The sequence below is a fragment of the Roseofilum sp. Guam genome (assembly GCF_017746735.1).
Taxonomy (GTDB): Bacteria; Cyanobacteriota; Cyanobacteriia; order Cyanobacteriales; family Desertifilaceae; genus Roseofilum; species Roseofilum reptotaenium.
Genome location: NZ_JAGHZN010000054.1, coordinates 1 through 12,035 on the forward strand (window position 1 = coordinate 1; position 12,035 = coordinate 12,035).

The 12,035-nt window shown below is 45.5% G+C and carries 12 protein-coding genes; 3 read left to right on the top strand and 9 right to left on the bottom strand.

Translation table 11 applies throughout. The features are described 5' to 3' along the window. Positions 1-56: 56 nt before the first annotated feature. On the bottom strand, positions 57-440 hold the full coding sequence (locus tag J7529_RS19425; protein ID WP_318730347.1) for a hypothetical protein: 384 nt from the start codon (positions 438-440) through the stop codon (positions 57-59). Between the two features lie 570 nt (positions 441-1,010). After that, on the bottom strand, positions 1,011-1,730 hold the full coding sequence (locus J7529_RS19430; protein WP_271938546.1) for a response regulator transcription factor: 720 nt from the start codon (positions 1,728-1,730) through the stop codon (positions 1,011-1,013). Positions 1,731-2,059: 329 nt separating this feature from the next. Here J7529_RS19430 and J7529_RS19435 point away from each other — a divergent pair, with 329 nt between their 5' ends. Continuing rightward, positions 2,060-2,962 (top strand): hypothetical protein, encoded by a 903-nt coding sequence (locus J7529_RS19435; protein ID WP_318730348.1) that lies wholly within the window; start codon positions 2,060-2,062, stop codon positions 2,960-2,962. Positions 2,963-3,219: 257 nt separating this feature from the next. Here J7529_RS19435 and J7529_RS19440 read toward each other — a convergent pair whose 3' ends face one another. The 6 genes from J7529_RS19440 to J7529_RS19465 all read right to left on the bottom strand — a co-directional run bounded on the left by J7529_RS19440 (position 3,220) and on the right by J7529_RS19465 (position 8,589). Next, a complete protein-coding gene (locus J7529_RS19440) occupies positions 3,220-3,432 on the bottom strand; it encodes a hypothetical protein (protein ID WP_271938550.1) in 213 nt (70 codons plus the stop codon). Positions 3,433-3,464: 32 nt separating this feature from the next. Continuing rightward, on the bottom strand, positions 3,465-3,914 hold the full coding sequence (locus tag J7529_RS19445) for a hypothetical protein (protein WP_318730349.1): 450 nt from the start codon (positions 3,912-3,914) through the stop codon (positions 3,465-3,467). 48 nt (positions 3,915-3,962) lie between these two features. Beyond that, positions 3,963-4,577: a hypothetical protein gene (locus tag J7529_RS19450; RefSeq protein WP_271938555.1), complete on the bottom strand. Its 615-nt coding sequence runs from the start codon at positions 4,575-4,577 to the stop codon at positions 3,963-3,965. A gap of 358 nt (positions 4,578-4,935) precedes the next feature. After that, positions 4,936-6,189 carry an adenylate/guanylate cyclase domain-containing protein gene (locus tag J7529_RS19455; protein ID WP_318730350.1) on the bottom strand — a complete coding sequence of 418 codons (1,254 nt, stop codon included), beginning with the start codon at positions 6,187-6,189 and terminating at the stop codon, positions 4,936-4,938. 431 nt (positions 6,190-6,620) lie between these two features. Beyond that, positions 6,621-7,946: a HAMP domain-containing sensor histidine kinase gene (locus J7529_RS19460; protein WP_318730351.1), complete on the bottom strand. Its 1,326-nt coding sequence runs from the start codon at positions 7,944-7,946 to the stop codon at positions 6,621-6,623. Further along, positions 7,912-8,589, bottom strand: coding sequence for a response regulator transcription factor (locus J7529_RS19465; protein WP_318730352.1), 678 nt, complete (start codon positions 8,587-8,589; stop codon positions 7,912-7,914). Before J7529_RS19465 ends, J7529_RS19460 begins: the two co-directional genes overlap by 35 nt. A 105-nt stretch (positions 8,590-8,694) precedes the next feature. Between J7529_RS19465 and J7529_RS19470 the strand changes: the two genes are divergently transcribed. Together J7529_RS19470 and J7529_RS19475 are read left to right on the top strand one after the other, a co-directional pair. Next, positions 8,695-10,278: an NADH-quinone oxidoreductase subunit M gene (locus J7529_RS19470; protein WP_318730353.1), complete on the top strand. Its 1,584-nt coding sequence runs from the start codon at positions 8,695-8,697 to the stop codon at positions 10,276-10,278. Then, entirely contained in the window at positions 10,256-11,383 is a 1,128-nt protein-coding gene (locus tag J7529_RS19475; protein WP_318730354.1) for a CO2 hydration protein, read from the top strand. Before J7529_RS19470 ends, J7529_RS19475 begins: the two co-directional genes overlap by 23 nt. Positions 11,384-11,674: 291 nt before the next feature. Here J7529_RS19475 and J7529_RS19480 read toward each other — a convergent pair whose 3' ends face one another. Beyond that, positions 11,675-12,022 carry a hypothetical protein gene (locus tag J7529_RS19480; RefSeq protein WP_271938568.1) on the bottom strand — a complete coding sequence of 116 codons (348 nt, stop codon included), beginning with the start codon at positions 12,020-12,022 and terminating at the stop codon, positions 11,675-11,677. Positions 12,023-12,035: the final 13 nt, after the last annotated feature.

Below are 12,035 nucleotides of genomic sequence, written 5' to 3' on the forward strand. Positions count from 1 at the left end.
AATTGGAGGGTTAACCGATTTTTACGGGTGGAGTGAACTCACTGCTATATCACAACTTATTCAACGGACTTGATATCACTCATTTCTTCGATAAATGGCCAACTAGCAAAGCCTCTATCCATGACTCCAACTTCATTCGAGCCAATCAGAGTCGGGATATAATCGAGAAATTTGGCATCATGCTCCTGGCCAAAATTGATCAGGCATTCTGTGGGATTTCCCTGACTTATATTGATCCCATTGAGGAGCTTCACTTGACGGTAATTTTGTTTCCAGAAAAGCTTGCTTGTCAGAGTGATTACCGTCGAATCTATCGGCAACAAGGTTAGAGCTTCGACTTTATTTTTCTTTTTTAACTGATGAAGTAATTGATTATAGATTCGATAGAATTTGTGGTCTTCTCTCGATTTACAGGCTTTAGAAAAGGTAGAGATGTCCACCTTAATCCACGTATGATTCAATCGGTAGAACAAGTCTCTCATGCTAGTCAAGCCACTATCAAGTACGAAGTTTAACCAGATTTCAAAGAAGAGGCGAGAGTTGAGAACTGGGTAGTTATAGTCGATTTGGTTAACAGTGAGACATAATTGTAGGGGCGAACGGCCGTTCGCCCCTACAGATACCCACGTTATAGATAAATACTAGTGTCTCAACCTTAATCGAATTGACTATATGAGGAGATAATGACTTGAGAATGGGTTTGACAAGATTGGTAAAAGAAGCTACCATAGGCGAGAATATTATTTAAATATTTGATGATAGAGTACCATATTTTATCCTCTTTTTTCCGGCATTAAGCTAACATTCAACACTTCTGCATAACACCATCTCCTGAATGAGTTTAAGGATGTGACTTTGAGGTTCCGTTTCCTAGAGTGACAAAAGACGGATCATCAGAAAATCATCGTCGCTTTTCTCAGAGATTCAATTTCTTTGCCGTGGTGGAGATCAATCCTACAGTTGAATGGGTTAACCCTAGGCTGAACCCACTCTTGTAGGTTGATCGAATGTTAAGAGGCTTCTGATTTAGTTGAAGGCAACTCCAGACAATAACCCGCACCGTAAACCGTTTTGATATAGCGCGGATGACGGGGATCGGGTTCTAATTTGGTTCTCAGATGGCGAACGTGAACCCGAATGGTTTCAATATCATCATCGGGATCGTATCCCCAAACCTCCTTGAGAATTTCACTCGGAGAAACGGTTTGCCCATGGCGCTGGAGAAGACAGTGAAGTAACTCAAACTCTAAATGAGTGAGTTTAACAGTCGTATCAAACCAAATGACCTCAAAGCGCTCTGGAATCAAAGTGAGAGGACCATAATTGAGAATTTCACTGTGTTTAGCCGCTTGGGGAATGCGATCGGTGCGTCGCAACAGGGCCCGCACCCGTGCTAACATCTCCTCAATTTCAAAGGGTTTGGTGAGATAATCATCTGCACCGGCATTAAAACCTTCTACCTTGTCTTGGGTTTGGCTGAGGGCTGTTAACATCAAGATGGGGATATCGGCAGTGCGATCGTCTCGACGCAGACGTTGACAGACGGTAAATCCATCAACTTTAGGCAGCATTAAGTCCAGCACAATCATGTCTGGAAGCAATTGAATCGCCAGGGCTTGGCCTTTAATGCCATCAGGTGCTTGACTGACATCATAGCCAGCCATTTCCAGGTTGACAGCAACTAATTCTGAGATTGCGGGATCGTCATCAATGACTAATATCCGGGGCATTGCTAAAGTAGGTTTCTAAAGTGGGCGGTTGGCTCTCTCCACGCTCGAGCTAGGAGAGATAGGAAAGGAGTTTGCGATCGTAGAAATCTTAACTTAACTTGTTCTGATTTTAAGCTGCACTCAGAAATAAGTAGCTATCCTAAGATTTCCTTACAGATTATACGCAATTGTGGTCATGGGTATAGTGCGGGTAGAAGCGGAATGGGGTATGGGAAGCGATCGCTCCCTAAAATCCCCAGTTAGCACAGACGTTAATGACGTTGGCAGCCAGATTGAAGTATGATTTACGGCAAGTCAGGTTCCTTGAAAATGAGTCCACGCCAACCACAATGAAAAACAATATCTTTGATGCTCCACCAGGGTTTACGCCAACAGGACAGAGGGTCGATCCGATGGATAATATTTTTCAGCAAGCTCGCCAGGGTAGCGTTGCCGCTATTATTCAGGTATTGAATGAAAAACTGGCTAACTCAGGGATTCGTACTAGGGCAGTTTTAGACCGGGGGATTCTACAACTGTTATGTGAGGGAGAAACAGAGGGTCAATTGGAACAAACCCCAGTGGTGGAGAAGGTCACCATGATTTTAGAGGAAATTGCCCCTCGCCATATTCGGCGCGTGAATATTAATAGTCGCCTGGTGCGCGAGCAACAACTGTTGTGGTTAGAAGAAATTCAGCAAGACCCAGAGGGTCAACTACTTTGGTCAGAACTCATTGTACTCAGAAAACCTGGATTATTAACACAATGGTCTTATAACCGTCAGGCTCAGTCCTCTCGAAAGCGGAAGACTCCCCTACCGAATTATACTCCCTCCCAGTTAACACGGGAACAGCGCCAATTCCGTCGAGGCATTATCGGTGGCGCTATATTCAGTGGTGTCCTCGTTTTGGCTGGATTAGGAGTTCTGTCTTGGTGGGGAACACCCAAGGATTCTGATTCTGATACCCCACCAGTGGCAGGAACTAACCCCTCAACTCCATCTACTGCTACTCCTCCTACTACTGACCCTTTTCCGGAGGCGGTACGTCTAGCTCAAGCTGCGGCGAATGAGGGACTGACGGCACAAACAGAGCAGGAATGGCTAGCCTTAGCCGAAAAATGGCAGCAAGCGAGTGATTTAATGGCTGAAGTATCGGCTTCTGATGACCGGTATCAGATTGCCCAGGACCGAACTATTCGCTATCAAGAGAATAGCCAAGCCGCTCAACGAGAGGCAGATAAATTGCGTTAATGGGTAATGGGTAATGGGTACTGGGCGCTCTTACCATTATCTCTATGATAGTGTGCTGAACAATTGGTTCTAAGCCCCTAGTTTCCCAGCAAATTTGTAGGGTAGGGAATATCCACCCTCCTGGACTGACAAACTTAATTTGGGGGGTAAGCGATATTCTACAAATCACAACTGATTTAGATTATAGCGATCGCGTTGCCCTCTATTTTAAGCTTGTCGGTCCACTACTGAACGAATTGCTAAGTCAGCTCAAATCCTTACTCAAATTCGGATTTTTGGCTTTGTTCAGGAGTCAAAGAGTTAAAGGGACCAGAATTAAATTGATCGCTTTGAGCCACTCGCCAATACGCTAGGGGAAATGTCGCGAGGAATAGACCTAAAACCCCCACACAAATGAAGACATATTTATGTAGCTTTTGGCGTTGCTCAACTCTGGATGGTACAGGTTTGTTCTCTAATGATTCTAACATGAGTATTGACCTCAAAATAATGGACAGACCGTTTACTTAGGCATCAAGGGCAAGTAAGGGAACAGGGGATGCCAGTTCATAACGGTGGCAGCTACTAAAAAAGTAAAGAGATAAAAGAAAATGGTGGAAAATTTAATTTCTCGGTGTTTCCAGAATTGGTGGAGCATCAACCAACTGACGATCCAACCGATTAGCATGACGGTTTCTTTACCGGAATAACTACCAATTTCGCCATAAATTGGATCGGGATTTTTACTGCCAGGAATCCAATCCCCTAATTTCCAAACGATAGTATTCCACTCTGGGAATAGGCTACATAAATGTTGGTTGACCATGAGGAGAAAACAACTGAATGCAGCACTGACGAGAGCGGCAGCGGCTGGCCCGGATACGGTAGGAGCTAACTTGGCTCCTGTGGCTAAACCTCCAGGAAATCGCTTGATTTGGTTCCAATATTTGACATAGATGGGTGAGGTGTGCATAATCTATTTTTCCTTTGGATACACAATAAAAGAATCGTAAGTGAGAGCCTAGAGAGAATGCATTCTGGCAACATTCAATCCACTGACTAATCCGCCAATTCCAAAAAACATCATTGCCATTAGTGCTAAACAGGTTCCGGTGAGGACTGGACGATTTTGTTTGTCTAAAATTGAGTCACCATATTTCCATAACACCCAGGTACAAGCGACTCCTAATGGCAGGGTGAAGAGTACGGTAAATTCGTGATACTCCATAAAGAGGTAATGAACTAAAGGAGTGTTTTCCCGTAACCAAGCTCTGGCACCATTTTCAGGGGCACGATAGCGCATATATACCCAGTTTCCAGAGGCGATCGCCAGAAAGGATAACACAGTTGACCAAAAGGTTAAGGTTCGCATTTGGGGTAGAATTTTAGAAACTCCCCGCATTAAGGGAAAGGCTAAATGTCCAGCATAGGAAATAACGACAGTGGCAAATAGAGCGGCAAATCCATGAATGGCTCCCATATAACGCTGCCAGGGACTGGGACTTAAGAGATTGACTAATGGTAGAAAAAGAAATAATCCTGCGGATAAAAAACTCAATCCATACACACAAGTTGTGGCAATATCCATGGATCGAGGAAAGGATGACTGACTCGATTCTGAAGGCTGTAATACCATATAAGCGTTTCCTCCCATACAATTTCAGCTTTATTCTCAGACTAACGATGAAAAGTAAAGAAGTAGGGAAGAAACCTAGCTTATATTTATCCACAATTTATAGTTATTTTAACTTAGTTTATCCTACTGATTCGTTTTATTCTGGACACCTTGATTCATTTAAATATATAGCGCTTCGCGCTAGGCTCTCTAGCAATAGGCTCTCTAGCAATAGGCTCTCTAGCAATAGCTTGTATGGCTTAGGTTCTAAGGCTTCAAGCTATACGTCATAGAAGAGAGAAACGCTATAGACTTTACTTTTTCTTTAGAAATAGGTTCTAATTGCCTATTGTTCTACGTTCTTCCATATCCCCATACCCTACCCTAATCGCCAAGCGATTAGTTTCTCCGATTTGCCTTTAGCGGTAATGGGTTCACAAGGTTTAACTGGTAAGTCTTGGGTGATGGAGCGATAGACGGCATCAGAAAGGGTGATTTCTCCGGCTGGGGTGGCGCTTTCTAAGCGTTTTGCTGTGTTAACTACATCTCCAATTACAGTATAGGTGCGTACATCTTGACTGCCAAATAAACCTTCAGTCACTTGTCCACAATGAACGGCACAGCCTGCACCAATATGATAGGCATTAAGGACATTTAAGGCAGCTTTTTGCATGGCTTTTGCTGCGGCAATGCCTTGTTCTGGAGTGGCATAAATAGCCATGACTTCATCGGCTGTAAAGGTAATTCTCAGGGGTTGATAGGCAGAGGCAGCCGGTTCAACCTGAGTATAATATTGATTGAGAACTGAGGCGACTAAATCCGGTGAGGTGGTTTCGCACCAATGGGTAAAGCCGCGAATATCCATAAAGACAATGGTGCGATCGCACTTTTGAAAGGCTAAAGCTTCTGGGTTACTCAGGGCAGTTTCCACCACATGAGCGCCCATGCCCCATTCTGCCATATTCCCTAATAGTTTAGCCGTCTCTTGTAGTTCTTCTCGTTGTTTGGTAATTTGCAAAGATTGCAAACCTAAGAGCGTTCCCACTAAGAGCATACTGACGACTAAGAAAATATGGGAGCTTTCTTCCCAAAACTTAGAGGTTAACTCGAAATAGAGCGGTAGTTCATAGGACTGCACTTCTACGGCAATATAGAAAGCAACAATCATGCCACTGCGGACGAAACTTTCTAAGGGAATAATCCAGTTTTTTCTGTTTTTATTCCCCTTAAATCTGTAGTGTTGCAAGGTCGCAATCATTAAAGAAAACAACCAAAAAATGATATGAATATAATCTTGAAAAAACTCTAAGCCATCAGTAAGTAAATCAATTGTTGTGTAAATAGAAACACCTAGTATATTGCCCCAAAATCGATGGGAACTGGGTCGAGACAAGTACCAGGTTTGCACTAACATGGCTGCAATTAAGATATATTCGGTCGGGTCTTGGATAAATTCCAACCAGCCATCCAAAATGATATCCGTTAATATTTTAACAATTAGAAAATGGCCACTATTTCCTAAGAGTTCACTGATGAATCGAGTCCATTGGCTATCATTCAACCTTTGCTTTAAGATACTCTGAGATGGAGGATGAATTGATGGTCTCGCTCTGACTCTCCTCTCTCGATTCATGGAAATGCCCTCTATAAGTTACCCATGTTTTCTATTTATGTGCTGATCTTAGCTTATACTATTTCTGTATGATAATGCCTTGAACAAGGGTCTAAGAGTAACTGGCCTCCCGAAAGTCGATTAGGGGCAACCTGAACAAGAAATAGTATTAACAAGAAGGGACGATAGGGGAGAACAGAATAAGTTTTAACCAGGAAATAAAATGAGTCCATTTGAGCTATGCTTGGGGGCAAGGTTGGTGGAAAATTTGGGTCAAGTGTAGGGATGAAACGTAAAAAACTCGGAAAGAGTCATATCCAGTCCAGTTAATTGGCTATGATGCAATGCTTTACGTTCGGGAATAGGTAACAGGCAACAAGCAATGTTCTACCAGAACAATGTAGGAGTGAAAATGTACTGTACATAGTTAAACGGATTACTCGGACTTGATATCAGAAATGAGTGGGCAGAAGAACCTGAAAAGAAGTGCCTACACCTAATTGGCTGGTGACTAAGATTTTTGCCTGATGCTGCTGGGCAATGCTTTTGGCGATCGCCAAGCCTAAGCCGGAACCTCCAGTGCGATGGGTGCGAGCTTTGTCTGCTCTCCACAGGCGATCGAAGATTAATGGCAGGTGTTCGGGGGCAATACCCATACCAGTATCTTGGATGGAAACAGCGATCGCGTTCTCTTGTTGCTTGAGGGAAACGGTGACGGTGCCGCCTGCGGGAGTATAGTTTAAGGCGTTTTCGAGCAGATTGGCAAATAAGCGCTGTAATAAAAAGGCATCTCCTTGCACGGTGGCAGAGGTGAGTAATTGCGATCGCAGGGTAATGTCTTTCGCTTCTGCTTGGGGTAACCATAACTCTACCAAGTCTTCTAATAGCTCTTCGAGGAGAAGCACTACCCATTCACTCGGATGAGTGCTTCGATCGCTGCGGGCTAACATGAGTAGATCTTCGACTAACCGTGTCATTTGCTTGAGAGCGCTGGCGATCGCATCCATTTTTTTGACATCGGTGGGATGGACACGCTCTGGATGGGAGAGCATAACATCAACGGAGGTTTTGATGGCAGTCAGAGGCGATCGTAACTCATGGGAAGCATCAGCGGTAAACTGTTTCAGTTGGTTAAAGCTGGCTTCAATAGGTTTGAGGGCGCGATCCGTTAACCAGATGCCTCCGACTGTGGTTAAACTGGCGGCGATCGCTCCCCCTAACATCATCCCCCAACGCAACTTTACCAGCACTTCCTCTACCGCTTCTGTAGATTGACTGACTCGCACATAGCCTTCAATTTTGCGATCGTCCTGATTTTGCTGATGGGCAACCCACGTCAGAGTACGAATTCCCCCCGCAACCGTATGTCCAGAAGCTTCATTAGAAGTACGGAGCATCAGGGGAAAAGGAGGAATAATACGGCCTTGTTTGGCTAACAGTTGCCCGGTTTGATCAAACCATTCAATCCCTTGATCCGGTTGGCGGAAATTTTGCCCAGGAATATCTAAATCTCCATCATTATCTAAGAGAGGGGCACTAGCATCACTCTTCCCATATCGTTCTTTAACAGCATTTAAACCATGCATTCCAGCATCAGCTAACGTCAACAACTGTCGATCTAATTGGGTGTATAAACTGGTCGCAAAAAACTGATAAACGGCTAGGGTTGAACTCCCCAAAATTGCCATCATCACCCCTAAATAGGACAGCAATAACCGCCAGCGCAAACGGTTAAACGGGCGTTTAGAGGTTTTGATTGAGCCGGTATCCCAAACCATACACTGTTTCAATATAATTAGCGGGCGCTCCAGCAGATTTGAGTTTTTGGCGCAGGGAACGTAAATGCACTTTGACCGTTTCTTCCCCCGGTTGTTCTTCAAAACACCACACTTGATCTAAGATGGTACTCCGACTTAAACAACGCCCATGACTGCGAAGAAATAATTCTAATAAGCTATACTCTTTAGGTGTAAGTTGGAGCTGTTTCCCTGCATAATCCACTTTACAAGTATTCGGGTCAAGTTGCAGTTCTCCCCATTCCAAGATCGGGGGTAAAATATCGCTATTGCGGCGCAGCAGTGCCCTTACCCGTGCCATCAATTCTGGTAAATCAAAGGGTTTAACCACATAATCATCGGCTCCGGCATCTAATCCCATCACTTTATCAGTGCTAGTATCTCTAGCCGTCAGCATTAGCACGGGAATGGTATAGCCCTTTTGTCGCAGTCGGTGGCAAAATTGAATGCCATCGAGTTTGGGGAGCATCACGTCTAAAAGAATGAGATGATAGGGGGCTGATTCTACAAAAGTCCACCCTAATTCCCCATCTTCGGCAGTATCAACCGTATAATGGCGATCGCTTAATGCTTCTGCTAAGGCTTCGGCAATACGAACATCGTCTTCTACCAATAAAATTTTCATCTTAAATTCATTCTGACTAGAGTCTGTTGCGATCGCCCATGATTTGATAGGCTAAATAAACAATCAACCCTTGCAAACCTCAATCATATCAATTTAGGATCGTCAATGCTCAGTGTTTTGATCTGGGGCCCGGTTTTAGGTGCAGCAGCGATCGCCTTCTGGCCTGCTGAAATCAAACCTGAAACCCTACGCAAACTGGCCATTGCCCTCGGCCTTTTCCTATTGGGTTGGACAGTGGCGATCGCTCTCCAATTTAATCCCCATCTGTCTCAACTGCAATTGACAGAATTCGTACCCTGGTTAGAAGCCCTGGGCCTAACCTACCATCTGGGCATTGATGGCCTATCCTTTCCCCTAATCTTACTGCACAGCTTATTAACATTCGTCTCCATTGCAAGCAGCGATCGCCAGATCCAACGGCCTAGGCTCTATTATGCCCTGCTGTTGCTGCTCAACTCCTGCGTTTCTGGAGCCTTCTGTTCCCAAGATTATCTCCTGTTCTTCCTCTTCTATGAACTCGAACTGATTCCCCTCTATCTCCTGATCGCCATCTGGGGTGGAAAGCGTCGGGGATATGCCGCAACTAAATTTTTAATGTATACCGCCGTTTCCGGTATTGCCCTCTTGGCTTCATTCCTGGGCATCACCTGGTTAAGCGGAGCCAGTACATTTAGCTATGACCCGGCGATCGCTCAAACCCTACCTTTGGGAACCCAACTGATCCTCCTTGGGGGTCTCCTGCTCGCTTTTGGGATTAAAATTCCCCTTGTTCCCTTCCACACCTGGCTTCCCGATGCTCACGTCGAAGCCTCTGCTCCCATCTCCGTTCTCCTCGCTGGCGTATTGCTGAAACTGGGAACCTACGGACTGCTCAAGTTTGGCCTCCTCCTGCTTCCTGATGCTTGGAGTTTCCTTGCCCCTGGCCTAGCAGTTTGGGCTGCTGTTAGCGCCATTTACGGAGCCTTGAGTGCGATCGCCCAGACCGATATGAAAAAAATGGTCGCTTTCAGCTCCGTCGCCCATATGGGCTATATATTGCTCGCTGGTGCAACGGCAACTTCCCTCAGCTTCCTGGCGGCGATCGTGCAAATGGTCAGCCATGGGTTGATTTCTGCTGTTCTCTTTCTGGTTGTGGGAGTCGTCTACAAAAAAACCGGAACCCGCGATCTCAATATCTTAAAAGGCCTCCTGAACCCAGAGCGCGGCCTACCGCTCATTGGCAGCTTAATGATTATGGGAGTGATGGCCAGCGCCGGAATTCCCGGTATGATTGGGTTTGTCTCCGAATTTCTGGTCTTTTGGAGCAGTTTCCCCACCTTCCCCATACCCACCCTCATCTGTATGGTGGGAACCGGCTTAACTGCTGTTTATTACCTGCTCTTAGTGAATCGTACTTTCTTTGGCCGCCTTTCCGAAGTCGTGCAAAACCTGCCCCCAGTGCAGTGGTCAGATCGCATTCCGGCGATCGCCCTAACCCTCTTGATCGTCTTCTTCGGTCTCTTTCCCAGTACCCTCGTCCAGTGGAGCGAAGCCACTAGTACGGCCATGTTTCCGAGTAACACCATTTTGAGTGGGGAAGACACGGGGGCACGTAGACACGGGGAGACGGAGCATTCTGCATTATTCCCCTATTATCCATTACCTATTACCTATTACCCATTACCCCATGATCGCCCTTTCCCCCTCTAAACATCCCCTTGCCTCCTACATTGAACGTCTAGAAGCCGGTGGTGAATTGCTACCCCACTCTCAAGAAAATCTCCTGGAAGTAGTGGGTATTCTCAAAAGCTATGGAGTCGTTCTGGATGCCTATTCCAAAAACCTGATTTATATGGCTCAGGAACAGTTTTTAGTCCTCTTCCCCTTCTTTAAGTACTTCAATGGGGAAATAACTCTGCAAAAACTGCTCAAACATTGGTGGCACGATCGCATTAACTATGAATATGCCGAGTATGTCATGCGCGTGATGCTCTGGCATGGTGGTGGAGAAATGGATATCTACTTGGATAGCGCGGCTTTTCGTGAGTATGCAGAGCGGGCGATCGCCGCTAAAATTAAATACAACCCAGGGGTGCAACTACTCCATAACCTCTTTCCCGACTTTCTCCCCGAACAAGTGCGGCAAATGGTCTATACCAGTGCCCTAGGTCAGTTTTGGCGCGTCATGAGTGATATGTTTATCGACCTCTCAGACCGCTATGATCGGCGAGAGATCCAGTCTATTCCCCAAGTCGTCGAGCATGTTCTCGCGGGTTTAGTTGCTGCCGCCAATACCCCCATCACCTACACAGTAACCATTAGCGGCAAACCCTACGACCTCATCCCCCCTTCCCAAAACTTCAAATTCTTAATGGAAACCGCCGTTCCCTACGTCGATACCATCTTCTTTCGCGGCACGCCCTTCCTCGGAACCGTTTCTTACAACGCCCAAGCTCGGCAAATTCCGGGAAAACAAGCCGAATTTAACTATGGAGCGCTCTACGCTGACCCCCTCCCCACTGGAGGTGCAGGTATTCCTCCCACTTTGCTCATGCAGGATATGCGTCACTTCATCCCCGATTATTTGTACGAATTTTATCAACGCAGTCGTCGCGGCGAAGATGACCTGTTAGTGAAAATCTGTGTTAGTTTTCAGAAGTCCATGTACTGCGTCACCACAGCAGCTATTAAAGGACTCACTCCCTATCCCCTCGAAACCCCCGATCCAGAGCAAAAACAGGCCAACCGAGCCTATTTTGAATCGTGGATGGATCGCTTCATGACTTCTCGCCTGCTAGAGGTCAATCAAGGCTAGGAAATCAGCGTAGTGCCCTGACGCTGTGTTCACAGCACTACGAGATTGGAGATCGCTATTCAGGTCAGTTGCTACGAGCTATTAAAGGGAGTTTTCTTGAACTTCTGATGGCTCTAATGCGATTTTCTCCACCTCAGAGTAATATACTGAATCAGCTCACTTTATATGGAGAAGCAGCATTTTGAGCCTACAGTGAAGTTGCTTTAAACAACATTAAGGAGGAAGGAACAGTATTGCACGATTACAGTGCAAGAGTGCTTTTAGAAGAGAAGGAGATTGCCTCGCCTTAGCTCAACCTTCATTCCAACCTTCAACAATTGCCATCGTTATATTCACATAGGGATTATCTAAAAATTCATTGAGGGCAGCTTTACCACCAGACTTCAAAGCGTTAACCGCACGTTTTTTAAGGGTCGGATCTACACCAGCATTGACCCAAGCTGTTTTCTGCTCCAGGGTCGCTTCCGGGTTATTTTCTTCTAGCTGTTTGAGAAGACGCTGAATTTCATGAGCCGCCTCTGCTAATGTTTGCTTTTGTTCTGGAAGATTAACGTGTATAATTCCTTTATTGTCACCGCCAAACACACTACCTATCTGAGCGCCACTAAAGGTTTGTTGAACTTTTGGTATATCCGACATTTTTTCCAATCTC

What these genes read in the sequence shown, in the direction of transcription:
- J7529_RS19430 (WP_271938546.1), bottom strand. Translation starts at nt 1,730, where the DNA reads ATGCCCCGGATATTAGTCATTGATGACGATCCCGCAATCTCAGAATTA.
- J7529_RS19435 (WP_318730348.1), top strand. Translation starts at nt 2,060, where the DNA reads ATGAAAAACAATATCTTTGATGCTCCACCAGGGTTTACGCCAACAGGA.
- J7529_RS19440 (WP_271938550.1), bottom strand. Translation starts at nt 3,432, where the DNA reads ATGTTAGAATCATTAGAGAACAAACCTGTACCATCCAGAGTTGAGCAA.
- J7529_RS19445 (WP_318730349.1), bottom strand. Translation starts at nt 3,914, where the DNA reads ATGCACACCTCACCCATCTATGTCAAATATTGGAACCAAATCAAGCGA.
- J7529_RS19450 (WP_271938555.1), bottom strand. Translation starts at nt 4,577, where the DNA reads ATGGTATTACAGCCTTCAGAATCGAGTCAGTCATCCTTTCCTCGATCC.
- J7529_RS19455 (WP_318730350.1), bottom strand. Translation starts at nt 6,189, where the DNA reads ATGAATCGAGAGAGGAGAGTCAGAGCGAGACCATCAATTCATCCTCCA.
- J7529_RS19460 (WP_318730351.1), bottom strand. Translation starts at nt 7,946, where the DNA reads ATGGTTTGGGATACCGGCTCAATCAAAACCTCTAAACGCCCGTTTAAC.
- J7529_RS19465 (WP_318730352.1), bottom strand. Translation starts at nt 8,589, where the DNA reads ATGAAAATTTTATTGGTAGAAGACGATGTTCGTATTGCCGAAGCCTTA.
- J7529_RS19470 (WP_318730353.1), top strand. Translation starts at nt 8,695, where the DNA reads ATGCTCAGTGTTTTGATCTGGGGCCCGGTTTTAGGTGCAGCAGCGATC.
- J7529_RS19475 (WP_318730354.1), top strand. Translation starts at nt 10,256, where the DNA reads ATGATCGCCCTTTCCCCCTCTAAACATCCCCTTGCCTCCTACATTGAA.
- J7529_RS19480 (WP_271938568.1), bottom strand. Translation starts at nt 12,022, where the DNA reads ATGTCGGATATACCAAAAGTTCAACAAACCTTTAGTGGCGCTCAGATA.